Raw genomic sequence first — 25,623 nt, 5'->3', positions numbered from 1 at the left:
ATGCCCCAGCCCGAGATCGGCCAGCTCGCCCCCGACTTCACCCTGCCCGGCGTGACCATGCGGGGCGCGGATGCTCAGCACCGGCTCTTCTCGCTGCGCGAGCACCGCGGCTCGCCCCTCGTGCTCGCGTTCTACCCGGCCGACGCCTCGCCCGGCTGCACCGCGCAGCTGTGCAGCTACCAGAGCGAGCTCACCGGCTTCGAGGAGCTCGGCGCGGAGGTGTGGGCGATCAGCCGCCAGAGCGCCGCGTCGCACGAGTCGTTCGCCCGCCGCTCGACGCTCACCTTCCCGCTGCTCGCGGACGAGCGCGGCGACGTCGTCGACGCGTACGGGGTCGGGCTGTTCGGGGTGGGCGTGCGCCGCTCGATCTTCATCGTCGACGCCGACGGCGTGCTCCGCTGGAAGCACGTCGCCCTCGTCGGTGTCACCTACCAGAGCGCCGCGACGATCCGCGAGCAGCTCGCGCTGCTGCCAGGCGCACCCGGGCTCGACGCCTCCGCCGCCTCCTAGGCGAACGCCTCGATCGGCAGGCACGAGCAGACCAGGTTGCGGTCGCCGTAGGCCTGGTCGACGCGGCGAACCGGCGGCCAGTACTTGTCGGCGCGCGTCGCCCCGAACCCGCCGGAGCCGTCGGCCCCGGGTCCGTGCTCGTCGCCCGCGACGAGCGACGCGGGGTAGACGGCGAGCTCGCGCGAGTAGGGGTGCTCCCACTCACCGGCGATCACGCTCTCGGCCGTGTGCGGCGCGTTGACGAGCGGGTTGTCGCCCGCGGGCCACTCCCCCGCCGCGACGCGGTCGGCCTCGAGGCGGATGGCGATCATGGCCTGGATGAACCGCTCGAGCTCGGCGAGATCCTCCGACTCGGTCGGCTCGACCATGAGGGTGCCCGCGACGGGGAACGACATCGTCGGCGCGTGGAAGCCGTAGTCCATGAGTCGCTTCGCGACGTCGTCGTTGCCGATGCCGGTCGACTCCTTCAGCGGGCGCAGGTCGAGGATGCACTCGTGCGCGACGAGGCCGTTCTCGCCCGCGTAGAGCACCGGGTAGTGCTCGCGGAGCCGCAGCGCCACGTAGTTGGCCGCGAGGACGGCGTTCGCCGTCGCATCCGTCAGCCCCTCGGCGCCCATCATGCGGGTGTAGGCCCACGAGATCGGCAGGATGCTCGCCGAGCCGTAGGGCGCGGCGGAGACGGGCGCTCCGCGGTGCTCGACGGCTCCCGCGCTGCCGGTCGCCATGTCGAACGGCGGGTGCTGGTGCATCTGGGCGAGCGGGTGGCCGGGCAGGAACTCCGCGAGGTGCGCCTTCGCCGCGACGGGGCCGACGCCGGGCCCTCCCCCGCCGTGCGGGATGCAGAACGTCTTGTGCAGGTTGAGGTGGCTGACGTCGCCGCCGATGTCGCCGTAGCGGGCGTAGCCGAGGAGCGCGTTGAGATTGGCGCCGTCGATGTACACCTGGCCGCCGGCCTCGTGCACGGCCGCCGTGACCTCCATGACGTCGTGCTCGTACACGCCGTGCGTCGACGGGTAGGTGATCATGAGTGCGGCGAGCTCGTCGCGGTGCGCCTCGATCTTCGCGCGCAGGTCGGCGAGGTCGACGTCGCCCGTCTCGGTCGTCGCGATGACGACGACGCGCATCCCGGCCAGGACGGCCGAGGCCGCGTTGGTGCCGTGCGCGCTCGACGGGATCAGGCAGACCGTGCGGTGCTCGTCGCCGCGCGAGCGGTGGTAGCCGCGGATGGCGAGGAGGCCCGCGAGCTCGCCCTGGCTGCCGGCGTTCGGCTGCAGCGACACGGCGTCGTACCCCGTGAGCTCGGCGAGCCACGTCTCGAGCATGCCGATGAGCACGAGCGATCCCTGGACGTCCTCGAGCGGCGCGAAGGGGTGCAGCGCGCTGAACTCGGGCCACGTGACGGCCGCCATCTCGGTCGCCGCGTTGAGCTTCATCGTGCACGAGCCGAGCGGGATCATGCCGCGGTCGAGCGCGTAGTCGCGGTCGGCGAGGCGCTTGAGGTAGCGCATCATCGCGGTCTCGCTGCGGTGCGTGTGGAACACCGGGTGCGTCATGAACTCGGAGGTGCGCTCGAGAGCTGGGGGGATGCGCGTGGCCGGCTCGGCCGGTCCGGCGCCAGGGATGCCCGACCCAGCCATGAAGCCGAACACCGCGGAGAGCTCGGCGATGAGCGCCGGGTCGGTCGACGACTGCTCGTCGAAGCTCAGCCGGACGGTGTCGGCATCGACGCGCCACAGGAGGATGTCGCGGTCGCGTGCCGCGGCGAGGACGTCGTCGGCGCGGCCGGGCACGGAGATCGTGAGGGTGTCGAACGCCGAGTCGTTGAGTACGTCGACGCTGTTCGCCGCGAGGCGGTCGGCGAAGGCCCTGGTCGTCCTCGCAACCCGCGTCGCGATGCGCCGCAGCCCGTCGGGGCCGTGGTAGACCCCGAACATCGACGCCATGACGGCGAGCAGCACCTGCGCGGTGCAGATGTTCGACGTCGCCTTGTCGCGGCGGATGTGCTGCTCGCGCGTCTGCAGCGTGAGCCGGTAGGCGGGGCGGCCGTCGGCGTCGCGCGAGACGCCGACGAGGCGGCCGGGCATCGATCGCTCGAGGCCCTCGCGCACGGCGAGGTAGCCGGCGTGCGGTCCGCCGAAGCCCATGGGAACACCGAACCGCTGGGTGGTGCCGACGGCGACGTCGGCGCCGAGCTCGCCGGGGCTCGTGATGAGTGTCAGCGCGAGGAGGTCGGCGGCGACGATCGCGAGGCCGCCCTGCTCCTTGACGCGGGCGATGATCGCCGACGGATCCCAGATGCGACCCGAGGCGGCGGGGTACTGCACGAACACGCCGAAGGCCTCGGGCAGGTCGGCCGGGTCGGTGTCGGCGAGCGGCAGGTACTGGAGGTCGAGGCCCACGGCCTCGGCGCGGCCGTCGAGCACCGCGCGCGTCTGGGCGAAGAGGTCGCTGTCGACGAGGAAGACGTTCGACGAGCTCTTGGATGCCCGGCGCGCGAGCAGCATGCCCTCGACGACGGCCGTCGCCTCGTCGAGCATCGACGCGTTCGCGGTGTGCAGGCCCGCGAGCTCGCTCACCATGGTCTGGAAGTTCAGCAGCGCTTCGAGACGGCCCTGCGAGATCTCGGGCTGGTACGGCGTGTACGCCGTGTACCAGCTGGGGTTCTCGAGGATGTTCCGCTGGATGACCGCGGGCGTGATCGTGCCGTAGTAGCCCTGGCCGATGAGGCTCGTCCGCACGCGATTCTCGGCCGCGATGGCGCGCAGCTCGGCGAGGGCCTGGGCCTCGGTCGCGGGGGCGGGCAGGCTGCGCAGCGGGGCGGTCTGGCGGATCGCGGACGGGACCGCGGAATCCATGAGGGCGTCGAGCGAGGCGTAGCCGAGCGCGTCGAGCATGAGCTGCCGCGCGGAGCCGTCGATGCCGATGTGGCGGGCGCTGAAATCGAGAGACATGGGTGTCGGATGCTCCTACTCGCCGATGAGGGCGCGGTACTCGTCGGCGCTCAGGAGCGCCGGGGTCTCGGCGACGCGCACCTTGAGGAGCCAGCCGTCGCCGTACGGGTCGGAGTTGATGGTCTCGGGGGCGTCGACGACGGCGTCGTTCGCCTCGACGACTTCGCCGTTCAGGGGCGCGTAGAGCTCGCCGACCGACTTCGTCGACTCGACCTCGCCGACGATGGAGCCGGAGGTGACGGCGGCGCCGACCTTCGGCAGGTCGACGTACACGACGTCGCCGAGGGCGTCGGCGGCGTACTGCGTGATGCCCACGGTGGCGACGTCGCCCTCGAGGCGCACCCACTCGTGCTCGGCGGTGTACTGCAGGTCGGCGGGGACGGCGCTCATGGTCAGGCCTCTTTCTTGTAGAAGGGGAGCGGGACGACGGTCGCGGGGATGCGGCTGCCGCGGACGTCGAGGTCGAGGGTCGTGCCGGGCTCGGCGTGGGCCGGGTCGACGAAGGCCATCGCGATCGGGTGGCCAAGGGTCGGAGAGAGGGCGCCCGAGGTGATCTCGCCCACGACCTCGTCGCCGCTCATGACGGCGTAGCCGGCGCGCGCGGCGCGGCGGCCCTCCGCGGCGAGGCCGACGAGCACGCGGGCGCTCTCGCCCGGGCCGGCCTCGATCGCGGCCTTGCCGACGAAGCTCTGCTTGGCCGTCACGACGACGCGGCCGAGGCCCGCCTGAACGGGCTGGATGCTCGTGCCCAGCTCGTGGCCGTAGAGCGGCATGCCCGCCTCGAGCCGCAGGGTGTCGCGCGACGCGAGCCCGCACGGCTGCAGGCCGAGCGGCTCGCCCGCGGCGAGCAGCGCTCGCCAGAGCGCCGCGGCGTGCGCGACGTCTAGGTAGAGCTCGAAGCCGTCCTCCCCCGTGTAGCCCGTGCGGGCGACGAGGACCTCGATGGAGTCGTCGCCCTCCGGCCCGGTGAACGTGCCGGTCGTCCAGGCGTAGTACTTCAGCTCGTCGAGCTCGGGGGCGAGGAACTGGGGCGTCGCCTCGAGCACCTCGCGCGCAGCGGGCCCCTGCACCGCGATGAGCGCCGTCGCGTCTGTGCGGTCGTCGATGGCGACCCCGTGGTCGGCGGTGCGCGCGGTGAGGGCGGCGACCACGGCATCCCGATTGGAGGCGTTCGCGACGACGAGGAACTCGTGGTCGGTGATGCGGTAGACGATGAGGTCGTCGATGATGCCGCCGCGCTCGTCGAGGATCAGCGAGTACTTCGCCTTCCCGACGGCGAGCGCCGACAGCCGGCCGGCGAGCGCCTCGTCGAGGAAGGCGCCCGCGGCCTCGCCGAGAATCGAGATCTCGGCCATGTGCGAGATGTCGAAGAGACCCGCGGCCGTGCGCACCGCGTGGTGCTCGGCGAGGTCGGAGGTGTACCGCACCGGCATCTGCCAGCCCGCGAAGTCGGTGAAGCTCGCGCCGAGGGCGACGTGCTGCTCGTGCAGGGGCGAGAACCGCGGGGTCACCGCGGGGGCGGGATCGGACGCGGACGTCGGATCGGAGGCGGTGCGGGGATCGGACACGGAGTTCTCCCTTGCGCTGAAGGCCGGTGGAACTCCCCCTCTGTCATGGTGCCTGAGAGCTTCGCGCGCCCGTTCCGGTCGTGCCGGTCGGGGCGAGCTTTCACCGTGGGCGAGATCGCTCGTCGCCGACGTCGGCGTCGGGATGCGCTCTGCTTTTCAGAGTGGCCTGGCGAGAGCGGTACGCGTACCTGAGAGATTGGCGGGGAGGCTTGCTCCTTCGGTGCCGTCGGCGGCCTCGGCCCCGTCGGCTCTCCCGCACTCGCTGTGCGGCCCTATGTTCGGTTGTGGTGGAGCTGTCCTGCGGGTTCAGGGTATCAATCGCCGGGGCGATCCGCGGCCTCGTCGGCCGGATCCGTCGCGGCGGCGTGATCGCGGTGCGAGGGGCCCTCCGCGAGCACCTGCTGCGCTCGCGCGGTGAGGTTCGGATCGATGATGATCTGGTAGTTGCTCGCGAGCACCTGGTGGGTCGCGGTGAAGTCGCGACGACGGCGGTTGAGGGCGTACGAGACGACGCCGAAGAGCAGCCCGAACCCGGCGCCGATGAGGGCGGCGGCGAGGATGAAGGAGAAGTCGCCGGTCGGCGAGAACAGGAACAGCAGCAGGCCGATGAAGAGGCCGAACCAGGCGCCGCTCGCGGCCCCGGCGAGCGCCGCGCGGGCGTAGGTGAGCTTGCCGGTGATCTTCTCGACCGTCTTCAGGTCGTTGCCGACGATGGACAGCTTCTTGACCGGGAAGTCGGCGAGCGCGAGCCGGTTCACGATCTTCTGGGCCTCGGGGTAGCTGTCGTAGGTGCCGAGCACGTCGCCCCGCGGAACGACCGGCGAGGCGGCGGTGCGGCGCGCGAAGGGGCTGCTGTTCGTCATCGGCTCATTGTGTCAGCCCGGCGGTAGGGTTTCAGCGTGAGCGCCGCGAAAGTCTTCGTCGCCCGGCTGAGCGGGTGCTCCGTCTTCGACCCCGCGGGCGACAAGGTGGGCAAGGTCCGCGACGTCCTGGTCGTCTACCGGCGAACGGATGCCCCGCGCGTGGTCGGCCTCGTGGTCGAGGTGCCCGGCCGGCGCCGGGTGTTCCTCTCCATCGGCCGCGTCACGAGCATCGGCTCGGGGCAGATCATCACGACCGGGCTCATCAACCTGCGCCGCTTCGAGCAGCGCGGCGGCGAGGTGCGCGTGCTCGCCGAGATGATCGGCCGTCGCGTCGCGCTGCGCGACGGCAGCGGCGAGGCGACCGTCGAGGATGTCGCGATCGAGGAGTCCGGCCCCGGTGAGTGGGCCGTCGGGCAGCTGTTCCTGCGCCGCCCCCGCCCGGCCGCCGCGCCGTTCGCCAAGGGCGGCACCGTGTTCGCGCGGTGGGTCGACGTCATCGAGCGGGCCTCGGGCGCCGAGGGGCAGAGCGCCGAGCAGCTCATCGCCCAGTACACCGACCTCCTCCCCGCCGACCTCGCCAACACGCTCCTGGAGCTCTCGGAGGAGAGGCGCATGGAGGTCGCGGAGGAGCTGCCCGACGACCGCCTCGCCGACGCGCTGGAGGAGATGCCGGAGTCGGACCAGGTGCAGATCCTCTCCCAGCTCGACGACGACCGCGCCGCCGACGTGCTCGACAACATGGAGCCCGACGACGCCGCCGACCTCATCGCGCAGCTGCCGACCACGCGCGGCGAGCACCTGCTCGAGCTCATGGACCCGGAGGAGGCGGAGGACGTCCGCTTCCTGCTGTCCTACGACGCCGATACCGCCGGCGGTCTCATGACGACCGAGCCCATCATCGTCTCGGCCGACGCGACCGTCGCCGAGGGCCTCGCCCTGATCCGCCGGCACGAGCTCGCTCCGGCGATCGGCGCGGCGATCTGCGTGACGCTCCCGCCGTACGAGCCGCCGACCGGCCGGTACCTGGGCATGGTCCACTTCCAGCGGATGCTCCGCTACCCGCCGCACGAGCGCCTGGGAACCCTGCTGGACCAGGGCATCGAGCCCGTGACGCCCGACACCTCGGCCGCCGAGGTCTCGCGGCGCCTCGCGAGCTACGACCTCGTCTCGCTGCCGGTCGTCGACGAGACGCGGCGCCTCGTCGGCCTCGTGACCATCGACGACGTGCTCGACTACCTGCTGCCCGACGACTGGCGCAGCGCCGAGCACGACGCTCCGCTGCCGCCGCGCGCGCGTCGACGCTCGGCCGCCCCGCTGCCGCGCGCCGGGCGCGGACCGGTGACCAGGAGGCCGGCCGATGGCCGCTGAGCGCCGTCGCCGCCCGGTCGCGACCCCGCGCCGCGACGACCTCGACGCGCCCAAGTCGCAGCGCCGGCCGCTGTTCCGGCCCCAGTTCACGAGCCGAGACCGCATCGGTCGCTTCTCGGAGGGCTTCGCCCGCGCGATGGGGACGCCGTGGTTCCTCATCGGCATGACGGTCTTCGTCGCCGTCTGGATCACCTTCAACAGCACGGCGCCGATCGGGGCGCAGTTCGATCCGCGCTCGCTCAACTTCACGCTGCTGACGCTCATCCTGTCGCTGCAGGCCTCGTACGCGGCGCCGCTCATCCTGCTCGCGCAGAACCGGCAGGACGACCGCGACCGCGTCCAGATCGAGCAGGACCGGCAGCGCGCCGAGCGCAACCTGGCCGACACCGAGTACCTCGCCCGCGAGGTCGTCGCGCTGCGCCTGGCGATGAAGGACATCGCCACGAAGGAGTTCATCCGCGCCGAGCTGCGCAGCCTCCTGGAGGAGCTCGACCGCTCCGAGGTCGAGGACGCCGCCGTCGCCGTGGACGACCTCGACCGCGACCGCCGTGGCTGACTCTGCTCCCCCGGCGGCCCCCACCGAGGAGCAGGTGCGGCGAGCGCTCGCACGGGTCATGGACCCGGAGCTGCGCCGACCCGTCACCGAGCTCGACATGGTGCCCCGCGTGAGCGTGCAGGGCGACCGCGTCGCCATCGACCTCGAGCTCACGATCGTGGGCTGCCCCGCGGCCGACCGCATCGAGCGCGATGTGCGCGCCGCGGCATCCTCGGTGCCGGGCGTCGCGGGCGTCGACGTCGCGGTCGGCGTGATGGCCCCGGCGGTGCGGGATGCCCTCATCGCGCGTCTGCGCGGCGACCGGCCCGCCATGCCGTTCACCCCCGACTCGCTCACGAGGGTCATCGCCGTGACGAGCGGCAAGGGCGGCGTGGGGAAGAGCACGATCACCGCGAACCTCGCCGTCGCCCTTGCGCAGCAGGGGCTGCGCGTCGGGCTCGTCGACGCCGACGTGTTCGGCTTCTCGATCCCGGGGCTGCTCGGCATCGCGGGCGAGAGGCCGACGCGCGTGGGCGAGGCGATCATGCCGCCGCGCGCGCACGACGTCGCCGTGATCTCGATCGGGATGTTCGTCGACGAGCGCACCGCCGTGTCGTGGCGGGGGCCGATGCTGCATCGCACCGTTCAGCAGTTCCTGACGGACGTCTACTTCGGCGACCTCGACGTGCTCGTGCTCGACATGCCGCCCGGCACCGGCGACGTCGCGATCTCGGTGGGGCAGCTGCTGCCGCACGCCGAGGTGCTCGTCGTCACGACGCCGCAGAAGGCCGCCGCCGACGTGGCCGAGCGCTCCGCGCTCGTCGCGCGGCAGACCGGCCAGACCGTGATCGGCGTCGTGGAGAACATGGCAGGGCTCGCGCAGCCCGACGGCGGCGTGCTCGAGCTCTTCGGCTCGGGCGGCGGGGCCGAGACGGCGGCGCGGCTCGACGTGCCGCTGCTCGCGCGCGTGCCGCTCTCGGTCGCGCTGCGCGAGGGCGGCGATGCGGGCGAGCCGATCGTGCTCGTCGACGGCGATCCGGCGGGCGACGCGATCCGCGAGCTCGCGCGCGTCGTGGCGGCGCGGGGCCGCGGGCTCGCGGGCCGGCCGCTCTCCGTCTCGCCGCGCTGAGTCGAGGGGCGGGCGGGGCGCGCCGAGCATCCGCGCCTCAACGACGGAGTCTGCGGCTACGTGCGCGGAAGCGACGGCACGCGACGGTAGCCGTCCTTCGCCGTCACGACGGCGGTCGAGACCGCTCCGGCGATACCGAGCAGAGCGATGATGAGCAATCCGGCGAGCATGTCCGCGTTCTCCTTCGTGTCTTCCTGAACGCCTCTATTGGATCCCATCCACGGATTCAGCACAATCTAATGTTTCTTAGGTGTCCATGTAGCATCACTACATGGATGTGCGCCGGCTCGAACTGCTCCGCGAGCTCGCCGATCGCGGCTCGATCACTGCTGTCGCGGCGGCCACCCACCGCACCGCGAGCGCCGTCTCGCAGCAGCTCAAGCTGCTGGAGCGGGAAGCGGGCGTGGCCCTGACGGAGCGCCGAGGGCGCGGCATCGAGCTCACCGGCGCCGGCCTCGCGCTCGCCGAGACCGCCCGACGCATCGCCGTCGCGATCGAGTCTGCCGAGGCGCTGTGGCTGGAGTTCAAGCAGAGCCCGCAGGGCACGGTCTCGGTGAGCGCCTTCCCCACCGCCGGCCAGATGCTCCTGCCGGGAACGCTGCGGGCGCTGCGCGACGAGCCGGGCCTGGAGATCGTGCTCACCGATCACGACCTGCCGCTGCCCGACTTCGCCCAGCTCACCGCCGACTACGACATCGTGATCGCGGACTCGCAGGGGATCCCCGCGCACTGGAACGAGAACGGCCTGCGCTGCGTCCCGCTCATGACCGAGCCCTTCGACGTCGCTCTGCCCGCCGGGCACCGGCTGGTGGAGAAGACCGTCGTGCGCGGCACCGACCTCGTGGACGAGCAGTGGATCGGCGCGCCCGTCGGCTACCCGTACGACCGCGTGCTCGAGCGGCTCGGCGCCGCGGTGGGCCGCGAGCCGCGCATCGTGCAGCGCATCATGGACAACCTCATCGTCGAGCGCCTCGTCGCCGCGGGCATCGGGATCGCGATCCTGCCCCGATTCACGACCCGCAGCCACGGCAACGGCATCGTCACGCGCCCCATCACGGGTCTGCCGGCGGAGCGGCAGATCTCGGCGCTCATGCGCGCCGACCGCGCGGAGCGGCCGAGCGTGCGGCGCGTGCTCGAGCTGCTGAGCGCCGAGGCCGTCCGCGTCGTGGAGGGCTGGCGCACGGTCGGAGAGCGCTGAGACCTAGGTCGCCTCGGCGTCGAACGGCGCCGGTCGGCCCTCGCGCAGCAGCCGCTGCCGCTGGGCGTACGCCGACTCGCGCACGGGCGCCGACACGGTCGCCGCTGCGCCGCCGACCCCGGGCCGAGTCGGTGCGCCTTCGTCCTCCAGGAGCGCCTCCCTGATGATGCGGCGCGGGTCGTACTGGCGCGGATCGAGCTTCTTCCAGTCGACGTCGTCGAAGTCGGGGCCCATCTCCTCGCGCATGCGCTCCTTCGCCCCATTGGCCATGTCGCGCATCGTGCGGATGAAGCGCGCGAACTGGGCCGCGTAGCCGGGTAGCCGGTCGGGCCCGATGAGGAGCACGGCGATGAGCCCGATGAGCAGGAGCTTCTCGAACGTCAGGCCGAAGGACACCCGCTCACAATAGCCGGGCGAACCGCGGGCCCACCCCTAGGCTGTCTGCGAGAAGGAGGGCCCGTGGCCAGCAAGGAACTGTCGTGGAAGTACGTCGAGGAATCGACGGTCGAACCCGACGAGATCGCCGCGGCGCGCGCCCATTCCGTCGAGCAGGGCGTCGAGCCCGTCACCGCCGCGACGGGCGCCCACCTCGCGCTCGCGACCGCCGCCCTCGACGCGCAGTCCATCATCGAGATCGGCACCGGTCTCGGTGTCAGCGGGCTCTGGATGCTCCGCGGCGCGCCCGGCGCCCACCTCACGACGATCGACCTCGAGGCCGAGCACCAGCAGCACGCCCGCAAGTTCTTCACCGACGCCGGTCACGCGACCGCCCGCGTGCGCATGATCACGGGACGCGCGATCGAGGTCCTTCCGCGCATGAACGAGTCGAGCTACGACGTCGTCTTCGTGGACGCCGACGCGCAGGGCCTCCTCGACTACCTCGAGCACGCGCTGCGACTCGTCCGCGCAGGCGGCATCGTGCTCATCCCCCACGCACTGTGGCGCGACACGGTCGCCGACCCGGCCAAGCGCGAGGCCACCACCCGCGACTTCCGCTCCGTGATCGGCGAGCTCGCCGGCTCGAGCGCTGTGCACACGGCTCTGTCGCCCGTCGGCGACGGCCTGCTGCAGATCATCAAGCGCGGCGCGTAGCCCCCCGCGGGCCGCGGCTCGATGAGCCTCGGGAACACGAGACGGGGCCGGGCCCGAAGGCCCGACCCCGTTCACGCATCGGGTGCTGTCGTCAGGAGATCGCCGCGGCGAGCGCGTCGTGCAGTTCCTTCGCCTCGTCATCGTTGACGGAGACGACCAGGCGGCCACCGCCCTCGAGCGGTACGCGCACGATGATCAGTCGCCCCTCCTTGACAGCCTCCATCGGTCCGTCGCCGGTTCTCGGCTTCATGGCGGCCATATTCGGTCTCCCCTTTCGATGAAAGCTCTGCCTTCATTATCTAGTACGCGGCGCATTCGGCTAAATCGACGGATGCCCGGCCGTGGATACTCCGTGCCGCCCGCGCCGGGCATCCCGATCAGGGAGGTGTCCAGTCGATGCCGTCGACCCACCAGGCGATGTGCACCCAGCCGTACTGGCCCGCGATCGAGACCGCGAGCATCGTCACGACGATCAGTGCGCGCAGCCAGCGCGGACGCACGGCGAGCGCGCCGGCGGCGAGCGCGCCGAGCGCGGGGGCGAGCGGCAGCAGGAGTCGGAACGTGCTCGACTGCGGGAAGAAGACGGCGAGGAGGTAGACGGCGTAGGCGATGATCCAGCAGCGGATGGCCACGGGCATCCGTCGCATCTGCGGGAGCGCGAACGAGGCCGACGCCGCGACGAGCACGAGCGCGAGCACGACCGGGCCCGCCGTCTCGCCGAGCCACCATCGCGCCCCCTGCCACCACGCGGTGAACGGCACGAGCTCCACGGGGCCGACGTACGGGCGGCGCCAGGCGAGCTCGGTGTCGGTGTACCCCGTGAGGTCGCCCGTCGCGAGCGCGACGATGCCCGGCCAGGCCAGGCCCGCGAGCCCCGCGATCACCGTCACCGCGGCGAGCTCGACGCGCTCGCGCACCGGGAACGGCTCGAGACCGCGACGATGGCGACGCCAGCGCCACGCGAGCAGGAGCGCGAGCGCGAGCGCGAACGCGAGCCCGCTCGGCCGGGTCAGGGCCATGATCGTCACGAGGACGGCGAGGGGCGCGTAGCGGCGCTCGAGGAGCAGGAGCAGAGCTCCGAGCAGCATCGCGAGGTGCAGCGACTCGGCGTACGCGACCTGCAGGATCGGCGAGATCGGCGCGACGCACAGCAGCGCCGTCGCGAGCAGCGCCGCCCGCTCGTCGAGCCAGGTGCGCACGAGCCGGTGGAGGAGCAGCGCAGCGACCGCCCCCGCGACGACCGACACGGCGACGGCGGCCGCCGCGAACTCCAGCCCCGTGAGCACCATGACCCCGCGCACGACGAACGGGTAGACGGGCATGAACGCGAACGCGTTCTCGGTCGCGAGCCCCGCCTCGTCGCGCGGGATCGCGTCGGGGTAGCCGCCCGCGGCGATGATCCAGTACCACGTGCCGTCCCACAGGCGCGCGAAGTCGAAGTAGCCGGGCTGCGCGGGCGTCCACGCGTTCGCCGGCTGCCGCGAGGCGACGTGCAGCAGGATGCCCGTGGAGACGATCCGCGACGCCGCGTACACCGCGAGGACGCTCAGCCACCACGGCGCGCGTCGAGCGCGGGCGAGCAACCGCTCCCCCGCCTGTCGGGGACTCAGGCCGAGGTGAGCCACGCTCGCAGGCCGCGCTCGCACGCGACGATCTGCTCGACCGGGACGCGCTCGTCGTCGGTGTGAGCGAGCGACGGGTCGCCGGGGCCGTAGTTGACCGCCGGGATGCCGAGCTCGCTGAAGCGCGCGACGTCCGTCCAGCCGTACTTGGGGGCGGGCTCGGCGCCGACGGCTGCGACGAAGCGCTGCGCGAGCGGGGCATCCAGGCCGGGGCGGGCGCCCGCCGCCGCGTCGGTGACGACGACCGCGACGGGCGGGTCGAGATCGGCCACGAGGTCGCGCACGTGCTGCTCGGCCTCGGCGAGGGTCTTGTCGGGGGCGAAGCGGTAGTTGACGGTCACGTTCGCGGCGTCGGGGATGACGTTGCCCGCGACCCCGCCGCTCACGCCGACCGCGTTGAGGCCCTCGCGGTAGTCGAGGCCGTCGACCGTCACGGTCGCGGGCTCGTAGTCGGCGAGGCGCTGAAGGATCGGCGCGAGGGCGTGGACGGCGTTGACGCCCATCCATGAGCGGGCGGAGTGCGCTCGGCGGCCCGTCGTGCTGAGCTCGAGGCGCAGCGTGCCGTTGCAGCCGCCCTCGATGCCCGCACTGCTGGGCTCGCCGAGGATCGCGAAGTCGCCCTCCAGCAGCTCGGGGCGCGTGCGGGCGAGGCGACCGAGGCCGTTGAGCTCGCTCGCGACCTCCTCGTGGTCGTACCAGACCCACGTGATGTCGTAGGCGGGGTCGGTCAGCTGCACCGCGAGGGCGAGCAGCACCGCGCAGCCGCCCTTCATGTCGACCGTGCCGCGGCCCCACAGGGTGTCGACACCGTCGTCGATGCTGCGGCGGGTCGGCAGGTTGTCGTTGATCGGCACCGTGTCGATGTGGCCGGCGATGACGACGCGCTCGGCGCGTCCGAGGCTCGTGCGCGCGACGATCGCGTCGCCGTCGCGCACGAGCTCCAGGTGCGGGGCGTGCGCGCGCAGGGTCGCCTCGATCGTGTCGGCGAGCGCGCGCTCGTCGGCCGAGACGCTCGGGATGTCGCACAGCGCCGCGGTGAGCGCGACGACGTCGTCGAGGAGGTCGCCGGTCAGCGGCGGGGCGGTCATCGGATGCGCGTTCATCGGCACGAGCCTAGTTCGCGGCGCGGGTAGCCTGGATCCATGCCCGACAGCTCGCCCACGCACGCCTGGGGCTACGGCCTCGCCACCGTCCGCCTCGCCGACGGCGAGGTACTCGACACGTGGTTCCCCTCCCCCGCGCTCGGCGCGCTGCCCGAGGGCCGCGACCGCCACATCGTGCCGGCCGACATCGAGCACCTGGAGGCGGAGGACGCGCGCCGAGGGGTGAGGATCGAGGCCCGCACGGTCGAGATCGAGCTGGCGGCGGCCCCCGCATCCACGCCCGATGCGTACCTGCGCCTGCACCTGCTGTCGCACCGCCTCGTGACGCCGAACACCATCACCCTCGACGGCGTGTTCGCGCACCTGCCGATCGTCATGTGGACGACGGCGGGGCCCGTGCACCCGGACGACTTCGACGCGAACCGGCCGGCGCTGCAGCGCGCCGGCATCTCGCCGCTCGGCATCGACAAGTTCCCGCGCCTGCTCGACTACGTCACGCCGCCGCGGGTGCGCATCGCGGACGCCTCGCGCGTGCGCCTGGGCGCCTACCTCTCGCCCGGCACGACCGTCATGCACGAGGGCTTCGTGAACTTCAACGCCGGGACGCTCGGCGCCTCGATGGTCGAGGGCCGCATCAGCCAGGGCGTCGTCGTCGGCGACGGCAGCGACATCGGCGGCGGCGCCTCGATCATGGGCACGCTCTCGGGGGGCGGCACGCACCGCGTCGCGATCGGGCAGCGCGCGCTGCTCGGCGCGAACTCCGGCATCGGCATCTCGATCGGCGACGACTCGGTCGTCGAGGCGGGCCTCTACGTGACCGCGGGCACGAAGGTCGTCGTGCTCGACGGCTCGCTCGATGCGGATGCCCGCCCGCGCACCGTCAAGGCGGCGCAGCTCTCGGGCGTGGCCGGCCTGCTGTTCCGGCGCAACTCGCTCACCGGAGCGGTCGAGGTGCTGCCCCGGACGGGGGCCGGTGTGACGCTCAACGAGGCGCTGCACGCGTAGGAGGGCGCAGGAGGGTGCAGGCGCTCTCTCGGACTCACGGTCGTCTCACGGCATCGCCCGGGGTATATTAGGCAAGCCTTACCTCGCCTGAACCCGTCTCGTCGCCGACAGGAGATCCGCATGCTCGCCAACCTCATCATCGGACTCCGGGAAGGGCTCGAGGCGGCGCTCGTCGTCGGCTTGATCCTCGCCGCCGTGCACCGGATCGGACGCAGCGACCTCGTGCCGCGCATCTGGCTCGGGGTCGGCCTCGCCGCCGCTCTCTCGCTCGCGACGGGTGCGGTGCTCACCTTCGGCACCGCCACGCTCGACCGCCGTGCGCAGGAGTTCGTGACGGGCGTGCTGTCGCTGCTCGCCGTCGCGCTCGTGACCTGGATGATCATCTGGATGGCGACCACCGCCTCGACGCTGCGGCACCGCATCGATGCGGACGTCTCGCACGCCGTCGCGGGCAGCGGGCGCACACTCGCCGTCCTCGCGTTCCTCGCCGTCGCGCGAGAGGGCACGGAGACCGCGCTCTTCCTCTGGGCCTCGACCAGCACGAGCGACGCCCCGATCGCGGGCGTCGCCGGCGCTCTGCTGGGCCTCGGCATCGCGATCGGCCTGGGCTGGCTGCTGTTCCGCCGGCTGGTGCGCATCGACCTCGGTCGCTTCTTCGCCTGGACGGGCGCGCTGCTCGTCCTGATCGCCGCGGGCGTGCTGGCCTACGGACTCCACGAGCTGCAGGAGGTCGGCATGCTCCCCGGACCCGACCAGGCGGCCCCGGCGGGCGCTCCGGCCGCGCTCGCGTGGCTCTGGGGCACCGCGTTCACGCAGATCCTGCCGGCGGGCTCGCTCCCCGCTGCGGTGCTGACCGGCGCCTTCGGCATCGCCCCGACGATGACCTGGCTGCAGGTGGTCGCCTGGGTCGGCTACGTCGCGATCGTCATGACGATCTTCGTGCGGACGATCCGCGCTCGTCGCCGCCCTGCGGCACCGAGCGCCCCCGACTCGAGCACGGCGCGGGCGCTGACGCCGACGAGCGCCGGCGCTCCGGTCTAGCGCTGCGGCCAGTCGCGCGCGGGCGCGCCCGTGTAGAGCTGCTGGGGGCGGCCGATCTTCGTCTGCGGGTCGTCGTTCATCTCGCGCCAGTGGGCGATCCAGCCGGGGAGCCGGCCGATCGCGAAGAGCACCGTGAACATGCGCGTCGGGAAGCCCATCGCCTTGTAGATGACGCCGGTGTAGAAGTCGACGTTCGGGTAGAGGCGACGCTCCTTGAAGTAGTCGTCGCCGAGCGCGATCTGCTCGAGCTCGCGCGCGATGTCCAGCAGCGGGTCGCTGATGCCGAGGTCGGCGAGCACGGCGTCGGCGCTCTCCTTGACGAGCTTGGCGCGCGGGTCGTACGACTTGTAGACCCGGTGGCCGAAGCCCATGAGCTTGATGCCGTCCTCCTTGTTCTTCACCCGCTCGACGAAGCGCTCGACGCTCTCGCCGCTGTCGCGGATGCGCCCGAGCATCGTGAGCACCGACTCGTTGGCGCCGCCGTGAAGCGGGCCGGAGAGGGCGTTGATGCCCGCCGAGATGGAGGCGAACAGGTTGGCCTCGGTCGAGCCGACCAGGCGAACGGTCGAGGTCGAGGCGTTCTGCTCGTGGTCCTCGTGGAGGATCAGCAGGCGCTCGAGCGCCTCCGACATGACCGGGTTGACCTCGTACGGCTCTGCCATCGTGCCGAAGTTGAGCCGGAGGAAGTTGTCGACGAAGCTCAGCGAGTTGTCGGGGTAGAGGAAGGCCTGGCCGACCGACTTCTTGTGCGCGTAGGCCGCGATCACCGGGAGCTTGGCGAGCAGACGGATCGTGGAGATCTCGACCTGCTCGGGGTCGTGCGGGTTGAGCGAGTCGCCGTAGTAGGTCGACAGCGCCGAGACGGCGGACGACAGCACCGACATGGGGTGCGCCTGGTGCGGCAGCGAGTCGAAGAAGCGCTTGAGGTCCTCGTGCAGGAGGGTGTGGCGCCGCACGCGCTCGTCGAACGCGGCGAGCTCCGACTCGCTCGGCAGCTCCCCGTAGATGAGCAGCCACGCGACCTCGAGGAAGCTCGAGTTCGCCGCGATGTCCTCGATCGTGTAGCCGCGGTAGCGCAGGATCCCCTGGTCGCCGTCGATGTAGGTGATCGCGCTCTTGGTCGAGGCGGTGTTGACGAAGCCGTAGTCGAGCGCCGTGAGGCCCGTCTGCCTGGTGAGGGTCGAGACGTCGATGCTCGAGGCGCCGTCGACGCTTCTCAGGATGGGGAACTCCGCGGTTCCGCCGGGGAACTGCAGGATGGCCTTGTCGGCGTCGCTCACTGCGCCTCCTCGCGTTGGTGGGGTCGGGGGTGGTGGCGGGATAGCCGCGTTCGTCGGGGTGGCGCCGGTCCGCGGAAGGAACCCGACTACAGCCTAGGCGACCGCGGCGACCAGTACCGCATCGGCCAAGACACCCGACCCCGGGTTGTCGATGACCGCCAAGGATGTCCGTGGGCTGTCACAACGCCGCAGCGCGCAGTCGCGCGACGGCCTGCGAGATCCGCTCATCGCTCGCCGTGAGCGCGAACCGCACGTGCCGCGAGCCCTCCCCCTCGTAGAAGGTGCCGGGAGCGACGAGGATCCCGAGCTCCGCGAGCTGCGCGAGGGTGTCGAGCGCCGGCTCGTCGCGCGTGGCCCAGAGGTAGAGCCCGGCCTCGGAGCGGTCGATGCGGAAGCCGGACGCGCGCAGGGCACCGGCGAGGGCATCCCGTCGGGCTCGATAGATCTCGCGCTGGGTGGCGACGTGCGCGTCGTCGTCGAGCGCCGCGATCATCGCCGCCTGCACGGGAGCGGGCGGGATGAGCCCGAGGTGCTTGCGCGCCTCGAGCAGCTGCCGCACGAGGGCAGGGTCGCCGGCGAGGAAGGCCGCGCGATAGCCGGCGAGGTTGGACTGCTTCGAGAGCGAGTAGACGCTCAGGAGCCCCGAGTGGTCGCCCGCCGTCACGAGCGGGTCGAGGATGCTCGGCACGCGCGCGACGGCGTGCGGGTCGTCCTCGCCGCCGTCGGCGGGCCCCGCGCCCCACCGCTCGGGCTCCCACCCGAGCTCGGCGTAGCACTCGTCGTTGACGATGACCGCTCCGAGCTCGCGGGCGCGCAGCACCGCCGCGCGCAGCGCCTCCACGCCGAGCACGGCGCCGTCGGGGTTGCCGGGCGAGTTGATCCAGATGAGGCGGGCGCCCTCGGGCCAGCGCGCGGGGTCGTCCTCCGCGACGGCGCGCGCTCCGAGGAGCGCGGCGCCGACGGCGTACGTGGGGTAGGCGGTGCGGGGGTGCACGATGACGTCGTCGCGGCCGAGGCCGAGCAGGAGCGGCAGGAGAGCGACGAGCTCCTTCGACCCGATCGTGGGGATGACCGCGTCCGGGCCGATCAGGGTCACATCACGACGACGCGCGTACCAGCGCACGATCGCCTCGCGCAGCGCGGGCGTGCCCATCGTCTGCGGGTAGGCGTGCGCGTCGGTCGCGGCCACGAGCGCGTCGCGCACGACGGCGGGCGTCGCATCGACGGGCGAGCCGACCGAGAGATCGACGATGCCATCGGAGTGGGCCCGCGCACGGGCCGCGAACGGCGCGAGGGAGTCCCAGGGGAAGTCGGGAAGGGAGAGGGGCACGGGGCCCCGCGTCAGTTCTGCGGCGGGAGGGCCGTGACGACCTCGTGGTCGCTGTGGATCACGCCGACCTTCGCCGCACCGCCGGGCGAGCCGATCTCCTGGAAGAACTCGACGTTCGCGCGGTAGTAGTCGCTCCACTGCTCGGGCAGGTCGTCCTCGTAGTAGATCGCCTCGACGGGGCACACGGGCTCGCAGGCGCCGCAGTCGACGCACTCGTCGGGGTGGATGTAGAGCATCCGGTCGCCCTCGTAGATGCAGTCGACCGGGCACTCGTCGATGCACGCGCGGTCTTTGACGTCGACGCAGGGAAGTGCGATCACATAGGTCACGGCGCTGAGGGGTCCTTCTGATCGGGAGCGGTCGGTTCGATGCTACCCGCCGGTCGGCGGTGAGTGCGCTGGATGCGGGGCCACGCGAGCACGACGAGGGCGATGAGCATGATGCCGAGCGTCCAGCCGTAGCCGAGCGGGTTTCCGGGGATCAGGACGGAGCCGCCCGCGCCCGGGGTCGCGAGAGCCAGGGCGACCGAGCCGAGGCCGAATGCTCCGGCGACGGCGGGGCCGCGGTCGTCCCCCCAGGCGCGCAGCCCGCTCAGGAGCAGCGCCGTCGTGACGAGCGCGAGCGCGATGCCGACGGGTGGCAGCGACTGGTGGGTCGCCGAGCCGACGAGGCCGACGGCGGCGCCGCTGAGGCTCGAGAGCGCGAGCACGCCGATGCGGTGCAGCGCCCGGCGGCGGGCGGAGCGGGTGGTCACGTCGCTCAGGCGTCCAGGCGGAGCATCCACCCGTGGGTGTCGGGGCGCCGGCCGTACTGGATGTCGGTGAGCTCCTGGCGGAGCGACATCGTCAGCTCGCCCGGTTCGGCATCGGCCGAGCCGATCGCGAAGGGCTCGCCGTCGACGACGCCCTTCAGGAGGCCGATGGGGGTGACGACGGCGGCGGTGCCGCACGCGAAGGCTTCGACGATGTCGCCCGATGCGACGCCCTCCCGCCACTCCGCGAGGCTCACGCGGCGACGCTCGACCGTGTGGCCGCGGTCCTCCGCGAGCTGCAGGATCGAGTCGCGGGTGATCCCCTCGAGGATCGAGTCGCTCGCGGGAGTGAGCAGAGTGCCGTCCTTCTTCACGAGCACGATGTTCATGCCGCCGAGCTCCTCCAGGTACGTGCCCTCGACCGAGTCGAGGAAGAGCACCTGCTGGCAGCCGTGCTCGGCCGCCTCGGCCTGCGCGACGAGGGAGGCCGCGTAGTTGCCGCCGGTCTTCGCCGCGCCCGTGCCGCCCCTGCCGGCGCGCGAGTACGTCGTCGTGAGCCAGATCGAGACGGGGGCGACGCCGCCGGAGAAGTAGGCGCCCGCGGGCGAGGCGATCACGTAGTACGCGACCTTGTGCGCGGGGCGCACCCCGAGGAATGCCTCCTTGGCGAACATGAAGGGGCGCAGGTAGAGGCTGGTCTCCGGCGCGCTCGGCACCCAGTCGCCGTCGACGGCGATGAGCTGGCGCAACGACTCGAGGAAGTGCTCGACGGGCAGCTCGGGCAGCGCGAGTCGCTTCGCGGAGCGCTGCAGGCGGCGCGCGTTCGCGTCGGGGCGGAACGACCAGATCGAGCCGTCGGCGTGGCGGTAGGCCTTGAGACCCTCGAAGATCTCCTGGCCGTAGTGCAGGACGGCCGCCGAGGGGTCGAGCGAGATCGGGCCGTAGGGCTGCACGCGCGGGCGGTGCCAGCCGCCCTTCTCGCTCCAGCAGATGTCGACCATGTGGTCGGTGAAGTGCTTGCCGAAGCCCGGCGCGGCGAGGATCGCCTCGCGCTCCTCGTCGCTCATCGCACGGTCGTTGCGGGTGACCTGGAAGGTCAGCCCCTGGTCCGCCATCGGCAGGAGGTTCGTCATGGTCGTCCTCGAGGAATCGCCGTCGGATGCTCTCCGACGGTGGAGTGTGGGTTCAGGCTACTCCGCCGCGGGCGCGGAGCAGGTCGGGCCCGCGGGCCCCGTGGTCTAGCGGCCGAGCGCGGCGAGGATGGCCTCCCCCACCTGACGCGTCGAGCGACGCTCGGAGCCGCGACCGGCGAGGTCGGCCGCGACCGCCGCGGTGATGCGCGCGGCTGCCTCCCGGTGCCCGAGGTGGTCGAGCAGCAGGGCGGCCGAGAGGATGGCCGCCGTCGGGTCCGCCTTCTGCTGCCCGGCGATGTCGGGGGCCGAGCCGTGCACGGGCTCGAACATGCTCGGGAAGGCGCGGTCGGGATTGATGTTCCCCGAGGCCGCGAGCCCGATGCCGCCGCTGATGGCGCCGGCCAGGTCGGTCAGGATGTCGCCGAAGAGGTTGTCGGTCACAATGACGTCGAAGCGCGCCGGGTCGGTGACCAGGAAGATCGTCGCGGCGTCGACGTGCAGGTAGTCCACGCGCACGTCGGGGAACTCCGCGGCCACGCGGTCGACCGTGCGCTGCCAGAGCGAGCCGGCGTTCACGAGCACGTTGGTCTTGTGCACGAGCGTGAGCCGGCCGCTGCGCGCCGCGGCCTGGGCGAAGCCGAAGCGCACGACGCGCTCCACGCCGAACGCGGTGTTCACGCTCGTCTCGTTCGCGATCTCGTGCGGGGTCCCGACGCGGATGCTCCCGCCGTTGCCCACGTAGGGACCCTCGGTGCCCTCGCGCACGACGACGAAGTCGACCTCGCCGGGGTTCGACAGGGGCGAGACGACCCCGGGGAAGAGCGTCGTGGGGCGCAGGTTCACGTAGTGGTCGAACGCGAACCGCAGCCGGAGCAGGAGACCGCGCTCGATGAGGCCGCCCGCGAGCCGGGCATCCCGCGGATCGCCGCCGACGGCGCCGAACAGGATCGCGTCGTGGCGCGCGAGGCGTTCCATGGTCTCGTCGTGCAGGATCTCGCCGGTGGCCAGGTAGTGCTCGGCGCCGAGGAAGTACTCGGTCTCGGTGATCTCGACCTCGCCGCCGACCGCCGCGCGGAGAACGGCGAGCGCCTCGGCGGTGACCTCGGGGCCGATGCCGTCTCCGGGGATGACGGCCAGATCGATGGTCGAGGTCATGAGGGCCTTCCTGCGTGGCGGACGGGGCGTTCGACCCCCGGTCGGGGGGCGGTACGGCTGATTCACAGCTTGACCCTCGGATCCCCGGAATGACGGGCGAGGGGGCCTCTTCAGGCTACCGCCTGCGGGGCCCTCCCGGAGGCGAAGGGCTTTCGCGAAGCATCCAGCTAACGCTAGGTTCGCTCCCGGATACGGAAGGAGCTCCGCCATGAGCATCGGATTCGGAATCTTCATGTTCGCGCTGGGGGCGATCCTCGCCTTCGCTGTGAACGTCAGCCTCGATTGGATCGAGCTGTCGACGATCGGGTACATCCTGATGGTCGCCGGCGTCGTGACGGTCATCATCGGCGTCGTGCTGATGAGTCGTCGTCGCACGACGTCGACCTCGCACACCACGGTCGACCCGGTCACGGGCGATCGCGTGACGCGTCGCGACGAGATCGTGTAGATCGCGCAGCCCCCACGCCCCGCACGACGACGGCGCCGCCCCCCACGGGAGCGGCGCCGTTCTCGTGCGCGCGGCGGCGCCGCGTCAGCCCTCGACGATCGTGATCTCGCGCATGACGGTCGCGTCGATGGCGGCGCGCACGCGCTCGAGGAGCTCGTCCGGAACGCGGGAGTCGACCGTGAGGACGCTCAGCGCCGGGCCGCCGGCCTCGTGGCGGGCGATCTGCATGCCGGCGATGTTGATCTGCGCCTCGCCGAACTCCTTGCCGTAGACCGCGACGATTCCCGGGCGGTCGGTGTAGAGCATGACGATGAAGTGCTCGGCCATCGGCACCTCGACGTCGTAGCCGTTGATCTCGACGATCTTCTGCGCCTGCTTCGCGCCCACGAGGGTGCCGGAGACCGACAGCTGCGTGCCGTCCGCGAGCGCGCCGCGGATCGTGAGGAGGTTGCGGTACTCCTCGCTCGTGGCGTCGGTGATGAGGCGCACGGCGACGCCGAGCTGCTCGGCGAGCAGCGGGGCGTTGACGTAGCTGACCTGCTCGCTGGAGATGCGGCCGAAGATGCCCTTGAGAGCGGCGAGCTTGAGCACGTTGACGTCGTGCTCGACGATCTCGCCGCGGACCTCGACGTCGATGCTCGCGAAGGCGTGGTCCGCAAGGCTCGCGAACACCTGGCCGAGCTTCTCCATGAGCGGGATGCCCGGGCGCACGCTCGGGTCGATCACGCCTCCCGCAACGTTGACGGCGTCGGGCACGAGCTCGCCATCGAGCGCGAGGCGCACCGACTTCGCGACCGAGACGCCCGCCTTCTCCTGCGCCTCGTCCGTCGACGCTCCGAGGTGCGGGGTGAGCTGGATGGTGGGGAGGTCGAGGAGGGGCGAGCCGACGGGCGGCTCGGAGACGAAGACGTCGAGGCCGGCGCCGGCGATGCGGCCGGTCGCGAGCGCCTCGCGCAGGGCATCCTCGTCGATGATGCCGCCGCGGCTGGCGTTGACGATCCGCAGGGAGGGCTTGGCCTTCGCGAACTGCGCCGCGCCGATGAGGTTGGTCGTCTCGGGCGTCTTCGGGATGTGGATGGTGATGAAGTCGCTGCGCTCCATGAGCTCATCGAGGCTCAGGAGGGTCACGCCGAGCTGCTGGGCGCGCGCCGGCGGGACGAAGGGGTCGTAGCCGACGAGCTCGACGCCGAAGCCGGCGAGGCGCTGGGCGACGAGCGTGCCGATGCGGCCGAGGCCGACGACGCCGACGGTCTTCTCGTACAGCTCGATGCCGGTGAAGGCCGAGCGCTTCCACTCGCCGCGCTTCATCGAGGCGTTCGCGTCCGGGATGTGCCGGGCGAGCGCGAGCAGGTGCCCGACGGCGAGCTCGGCGGCCGAGATGACGTTGGAGGTCGGGGCGTTCACGACCATCACACCCGCCGTGGTCGCCGCCTTCACGTCGACGTTGTCGAGGCCCACGCCCGCGCGGGCGATGACCTTCAGCCGACGGCCGGCGGCGATCGCCTCGGCGTCCATCTGCGTCGCCGAGCGGATCAGCACCGCGCTCGCATCGGCGAGGGCCGACAGCAGCGCCGAGCGGTCGGTGCCGTCGACCTGGCGGATCTCGAAGTCGGGCCCGAGGGCGTCGACCGTGGCGGGAGAGAGTTCTTCGGCGATGAGCACAACCGGCTTGGTCACGAGGACGTCCTTACGCAGGGGTACGCGAAACGAGGAGTGGTGGTGGTGGTGTGCGATCGCCGCGCTCCGTCGGGGGCGATCGGTGCTCTCAGGGTATCGCAGGCAGAATGGCGGCCATGACGCCCGTCGAGCTCGCGCGCGCGATCACGGCGGTGCTGTTCATCGCCATGGGCGCCCTCCACTTCGTGCCCGTGCTCGAGCGCGGGATGGCCGCGATCATCCCGCCCGCTCTGCGGGACCGCCCCCTGTCCGCCCGCTGGCTGGTCTGGATCACCGGCGTGTGCGAGATCGCCGGGGGGCTGGGGCTGCTGTGGGAGCCGACGCGCGTCGCCGCGGGCATCGCCCTCGCCGTGTTCCTCGTCTGCGTGTTCCCCGCGAACGCGTACGCCGCGAGGCACCCCGAGCGGTTCGGGCGCATCGCGGTGCCGTTCTGGCCGCGTCTCGTGGCGCAGGTCGCGCTCATCGCGGTCGTGCTGTGGGTGTCGCTCGGCTGATCGCTAGCGAAGCAAGAAGCCGACGAGGGAATACAGACTCAACCGAGCAGTCGCGATGACACACAGCCCGACGATCGCAACAAGCGTGTAGCGGGAAAGCGATTGGCGCCATCCGACGATCAACGCCAAGCCGTAGATCACCGCGGGCAAGAGGACACTTGCCCAAAGCACGAAGACTGGCGTGCGATCTGCCAACCCCACAGCTTCCAGATCGAGAGGAAGCGCGATGGCCTGCGACAGGGCGTCGAAGATAAACCACGAGACGATTAACCCCAAGGCAATTGCGATGGCGATGCGCGCGGCCCTCACGAGAGCACCCCGATGAGCAGCGGCCACGGCACGAGCACGAGCGTGCCGAGCGCGAGCCAGCCGATGCGCACGGCAGGGCGGCCGCCGCGGGTGAGCGCCATGACGGTGCCGAACCACAGCGCGCACGCGATGATCGCGAGGAACTCGCCGAACTGGTACATCACCTCGATGAGCAGCGTCGCACCCGTCAGCGGGAGCGCGCCGATCGACAGGATCCAGCCGACCGAGTAGGCGAGGTACACCCCGGCGAGCAGGCCCGTCGCCGCCGTGACGGCGGTGCGGCGCCGATCGGCGGCGGATGCCGCGGTCGCGACGGGCGCGGCGACGCCGTCGCGGGCATCCGCCCCCTCATCGCCCGGCGCGAGCGGCTCGTCGGCGGCGACCTCGTCGGCCGGCACATCGTCGGAGGGCTCGTCGCGGCCCGGGTCGACCCAGCTCGGGTCGTCGGGGTCGCCCCAGTCGAGGGCGTCCTCGCGGCGGTCGGCGGTCATGCGGCCACCCTATCGACCCTCGGGACGATGCCCGCTGAGCGTCGGGGGCAGCGGCTAGCGTCGGTCGGCAGGGGGGTCCATGCCGTTCATCACCGTCGACGGGCGACCGCTCACGGGCGTGCCGCTGATGTGCCGGATGGGGCGCGACTTCCCGGTGACCGCGCCGTTCGCCTGCCGCGCCGGCGCATCGCCGACGACCTGTTCCGCGTCGCGCTCGTCGACAACGGCATCCACCTGCTGCGGCGCGGGTCATGTGGGCCGCGGTCGGGCTCGAGGGCCGGCTGCGGCACGGCCGACCGCTCGGGCGGCTGCTCGTCGCGCCGGTCGCGGTCGGGGCGCTGTAGCTCATCGCGGCGACCATGCTCGCGGCGGCCGGAGCCGGCGGGCTCGGTCCGTGGTGGATCGTGACGGGGCGACGCGGCCCGCGCCCGCAGGCCGAGCCGACCGTGCGCTGGAAGGACGAGTACGGGCCGGAGCACGGCGCCGACCGCGCCTCTCCTGCTGAGGCGGGCGCAAAGACGACGGCCGGCCGCCCCGAAGGGCGACCGGCCTCGATCGTGCGAGCGACTA

At 72.1% G+C, this 25,623-nt stretch carries 28 protein-coding genes and 1 riboswitch; of the genes, 10 read left to right on the top strand and 18 right to left on the bottom strand.

Going from position 1 to position 25,623, the window contains the following annotated elements:
- Nucleotides 1–510, top strand: a complete 510-nt coding sequence (locus ASC54_RS08195) for a peroxiredoxin (protein WP_055859715.1) — start codon at nt 1–3, stop codon at nt 508–510.
- Here the strand turns inward: ASC54_RS08195 and gcvP are convergent.
- The 4 genes from gcvP to ASC54_RS08175 all read right to left on the bottom strand — a co-directional run bounded on the left by gcvP (nt 507) and on the right by ASC54_RS08175 (nt 5,892).
- Nucleotides 507–3,461, bottom strand: a complete 2,955-nt coding sequence (gene gcvP / locus ASC54_RS08190; RefSeq protein ID WP_055898244.1) for an aminomethyl-transferring glycine dehydrogenase — start codon at nt 3,459–3,461, stop codon at nt 507–509. The two genes, ASC54_RS08195 and gcvP, sit on opposite strands and share 4 nt — an antisense overlap.
- A 15-nt stretch (nt 3,462–3,476) precedes the next feature.
- Nucleotides 3,477–3,851: a glycine cleavage system protein GcvH gene (gene gcvH, locus ASC54_RS08185; protein ID WP_055898242.1), complete on the bottom strand. Its 375-nt coding sequence runs from the start codon at nt 3,849–3,851 to the stop codon at nt 3,477–3,479.
- Between the two features lie 2 nt (nt 3,852–3,853).
- A complete protein-coding gene (gene gcvT, locus ASC54_RS08180; protein WP_082514987.1) occupies nt 3,854–5,029 on the bottom strand; it encodes a glycine cleavage system aminomethyltransferase GcvT in 1,176 nt (391 codons plus the stop codon).
- Between the two features lie 166 nt (nt 5,030–5,195).
- Nucleotides 5,196–5,295, bottom strand: a riboswitch (glycine riboswitch).
- Between the two features lie 48 nt (nt 5,296–5,343).
- On the bottom strand, nt 5,344–5,892 hold the full coding sequence (locus ASC54_RS08175) for a general stress protein (RefSeq protein WP_200932300.1): 549 nt from the start codon (nt 5,890–5,892) through the stop codon (nt 5,344–5,346).
- Between the two features lie 36 nt (nt 5,893–5,928).
- On the opposite strand from ASC54_RS08175, the gene ASC54_RS08170 reads away from it, so the two are divergent.
- From ASC54_RS08170 to ASC54_RS08160, 3 genes are read left to right on the top strand one after another with little or no spacing between them, the layout of a single operon-like run.
- A complete protein-coding gene (locus ASC54_RS08170) occupies nt 5,929–7,260 on the top strand; it encodes a magnesium transporter MgtE N-terminal domain-containing protein (RefSeq protein WP_055859707.1) in 1,332 nt (443 codons plus the stop codon).
- Nucleotides 7,250–7,816, top strand: coding sequence for a DUF1003 domain-containing protein (locus ASC54_RS08165; protein ID WP_055859704.1), 567 nt, complete (start codon nt 7,250–7,252; stop codon nt 7,814–7,816). Before ASC54_RS08170 ends, ASC54_RS08165 begins: the two co-directional genes overlap by 11 nt.
- Nucleotides 7,809–8,924 (top strand): Mrp/NBP35 family ATP-binding protein, encoded by a 1,116-nt coding sequence (locus ASC54_RS08160; protein WP_055859701.1) that lies wholly within the window; start codon nt 7,809–7,811, stop codon nt 8,922–8,924. The genes ASC54_RS08165 and ASC54_RS08160 overlap by 8 nt, the downstream gene beginning before the upstream one ends.
- A 56-nt stretch (nt 8,925–8,980) precedes the next feature.
- On the opposite strand, the gene ASC54_RS12840 is transcribed toward ASC54_RS08160, so the two are convergent.
- Nucleotides 8,981–9,142: a hypothetical protein gene (locus ASC54_RS12840; protein ID WP_156376794.1), complete on the bottom strand. Its 162-nt coding sequence runs from the start codon at nt 9,140–9,142 to the stop codon at nt 8,981–8,983.
- A 53-nt stretch (nt 9,143–9,195) separates the two neighbouring features.
- Here ASC54_RS12840 and ASC54_RS08155 point away from each other — a divergent pair, with 53 nt between their 5' ends.
- On the top strand, nt 9,196–10,122 hold the full coding sequence (locus ASC54_RS08155) for a LysR family transcriptional regulator (protein ID WP_055898240.1): 927 nt from the start codon (nt 9,196–9,198) through the stop codon (nt 10,120–10,122).
- 3 nt (nt 10,123–10,125) lie between these two features.
- Here ASC54_RS08155 and ASC54_RS08150 read toward each other — a convergent pair whose 3' ends face one another.
- On the bottom strand, nt 10,126–10,518 hold the full coding sequence (locus ASC54_RS08150) for a hypothetical protein (protein ID WP_055859695.1): 393 nt from the start codon (nt 10,516–10,518) through the stop codon (nt 10,126–10,128).
- A 63-nt stretch (nt 10,519–10,581) separates the two neighbouring features.
- On the opposite strand from ASC54_RS08150, the gene ASC54_RS08145 reads away from it, so the two are divergent.
- Nucleotides 10,582–11,214, top strand: coding sequence for an O-methyltransferase (locus ASC54_RS08145; RefSeq protein ID WP_055859692.1), 633 nt, complete (start codon nt 10,582–10,584; stop codon nt 11,212–11,214).
- Between the two features lie 91 nt (nt 11,215–11,305).
- On the opposite strand, the gene ASC54_RS12650 is transcribed toward ASC54_RS08145, so the two are convergent.
- The 3 genes from ASC54_RS12650 to dapE form a co-directional block, all read right to left on the bottom strand.
- Nucleotides 11,306–11,473, bottom strand: coding sequence for a DUF3117 domain-containing protein (locus tag ASC54_RS12650; protein WP_082514986.1), 168 nt, complete (start codon nt 11,471–11,473; stop codon nt 11,306–11,308).
- A gap of 118 nt (nt 11,474–11,591) precedes the next feature.
- Nucleotides 11,592–12,797, bottom strand: a complete 1,206-nt coding sequence (locus ASC54_RS08140) for a hypothetical protein (RefSeq protein WP_235451431.1) — start codon at nt 12,795–12,797, stop codon at nt 11,592–11,594.
- A 23-nt stretch (nt 12,798–12,820) separates the two neighbouring features.
- On the bottom strand, nt 12,821–13,939 hold the full coding sequence (gene dapE, locus ASC54_RS08135) for a succinyl-diaminopimelate desuccinylase (protein ID WP_082514985.1): 1,119 nt from the start codon (nt 13,937–13,939) through the stop codon (nt 12,821–12,823).
- A 39-nt stretch (nt 13,940–13,978) separates the two neighbouring features.
- Between dapE and dapD the strand changes: the two genes are divergently transcribed.
- Together dapD and efeU are read left to right on the top strand one after the other, a co-directional pair.
- On the top strand, nt 13,979–14,944 hold the full coding sequence (dapD, locus tag ASC54_RS08130; protein WP_055859686.1) for a 2,3,4,5-tetrahydropyridine-2,6-dicarboxylate N-succinyltransferase: 966 nt from the start codon (nt 13,979–13,981) through the stop codon (nt 14,942–14,944).
- A 120-nt stretch (nt 14,945–15,064) separates the two neighbouring features.
- Nucleotides 15,065–15,985, top strand: a complete 921-nt coding sequence (efeU, locus tag ASC54_RS08125) for an iron uptake transporter permease EfeU (protein WP_055859683.1) — start codon at nt 15,065–15,067, stop codon at nt 15,983–15,985.
- On the opposite strand, the gene ASC54_RS08120 is transcribed toward efeU, so the two are convergent.
- The 6 genes from ASC54_RS08120 to ASC54_RS08095 all read right to left on the bottom strand — a co-directional run bounded on the left by ASC54_RS08120 (nt 15,982) and on the right by ASC54_RS08095 (nt 21,634).
- Nucleotides 15,982–17,265 carry a citrate synthase gene (locus ASC54_RS08120; protein ID WP_055898233.1) on the bottom strand — a complete coding sequence of 428 codons (1,284 nt, stop codon included), beginning with the start codon at nt 17,263–17,265 and terminating at the stop codon, nt 15,982–15,984. The two genes, efeU and ASC54_RS08120, sit on opposite strands and share 4 nt — an antisense overlap.
- Before the next feature lie 178 nt (nt 17,266–17,443).
- On the bottom strand, nt 17,444–18,595 hold the full coding sequence (dapC, locus tag ASC54_RS08115; protein WP_055898230.1) for a succinyldiaminopimelate transaminase: 1,152 nt from the start codon (nt 18,593–18,595) through the stop codon (nt 17,444–17,446).
- Between the two features lie 11 nt (nt 18,596–18,606).
- Nucleotides 18,607–18,924 carry a ferredoxin gene (gene fdxA / locus ASC54_RS08110; protein WP_055898228.1) on the bottom strand — a complete coding sequence of 106 codons (318 nt, stop codon included), beginning with the start codon at nt 18,922–18,924 and terminating at the stop codon, nt 18,607–18,609.
- Nucleotides 18,921–19,349 (bottom strand): hypothetical protein, encoded by a 429-nt coding sequence (locus tag ASC54_RS08105; protein WP_055898225.1) that lies wholly within the window; start codon nt 19,347–19,349, stop codon nt 18,921–18,923. The genes fdxA and ASC54_RS08105 overlap by 4 nt, the downstream gene beginning before the upstream one ends.
- A gap of 5 nt (nt 19,350–19,354) precedes the next feature.
- Complete coding sequence (locus ASC54_RS08100) at nt 19,355–20,479, bottom strand: branched-chain amino acid aminotransferase (RefSeq protein WP_055859669.1); 1,125 nt, start codon at nt 20,477–20,479, stop codon at nt 19,355–19,357.
- A gap of 105 nt (nt 20,480–20,584) precedes the next feature.
- Complete coding sequence (locus ASC54_RS08095) at nt 20,585–21,634, bottom strand: 3-isopropylmalate dehydrogenase (protein ID WP_055898222.1); 1,050 nt, start codon at nt 21,632–21,634, stop codon at nt 20,585–20,587.
- A gap of 208 nt (nt 21,635–21,842) precedes the next feature.
- Between ASC54_RS08095 and ASC54_RS08090 the strand changes: the two genes are divergently transcribed.
- Nucleotides 21,843–22,082 carry a DUF6458 family protein gene (locus ASC54_RS08090; RefSeq protein WP_055859663.1) on the top strand — a complete coding sequence of 80 codons (240 nt, stop codon included), beginning with the start codon at nt 21,843–21,845 and terminating at the stop codon, nt 22,080–22,082.
- An 84-nt stretch (nt 22,083–22,166) separates the two neighbouring features.
- On the opposite strand, the gene serA is transcribed toward ASC54_RS08090, so the two are convergent.
- Nucleotides 22,167–23,759, bottom strand: coding sequence for a phosphoglycerate dehydrogenase (gene serA, locus ASC54_RS08085; RefSeq protein ID WP_055859659.1), 1,593 nt, complete (start codon nt 23,757–23,759; stop codon nt 22,167–22,169).
- Between the two features lie 116 nt (nt 23,760–23,875).
- On the opposite strand from serA, the gene ASC54_RS08080 reads away from it, so the two are divergent.
- Nucleotides 23,876–24,253, top strand: a complete 378-nt coding sequence (locus ASC54_RS08080) for a hypothetical protein (RefSeq protein WP_235451430.1) — start codon at nt 23,876–23,878, stop codon at nt 24,251–24,253.
- Between the two features lie 3 nt (nt 24,254–24,256).
- On the opposite strand, the gene ASC54_RS08075 is transcribed toward ASC54_RS08080, so the two are convergent.
- Both ASC54_RS08075 and ASC54_RS08070 read right to left on the bottom strand, forming a co-directional pair.
- Nucleotides 24,257–24,562: a hypothetical protein gene (locus ASC54_RS08075; protein ID WP_055898218.1), complete on the bottom strand. Its 306-nt coding sequence runs from the start codon at nt 24,560–24,562 to the stop codon at nt 24,257–24,259.
- Entirely contained in the window at nt 24,559–25,053 is a 495-nt protein-coding gene (locus tag ASC54_RS08070) for a hypothetical protein (protein ID WP_055859651.1), read from the bottom strand. Before ASC54_RS08070 ends, ASC54_RS08075 begins: the two co-directional genes overlap by 4 nt.
- Nucleotides 25,054–25,623 lie beyond the last annotated feature (570 nt).

The sequence above is a fragment of the Yonghaparkia sp. Root332 genome, assembly GCF_001425665.1.
Classification (GTDB): domain Bacteria; phylum Actinomycetota; class Actinomycetes; order Actinomycetales; family Microbacteriaceae; genus Microcella.
This window is presented reverse-complemented; position numbering and strand designations above follow the sequence as displayed.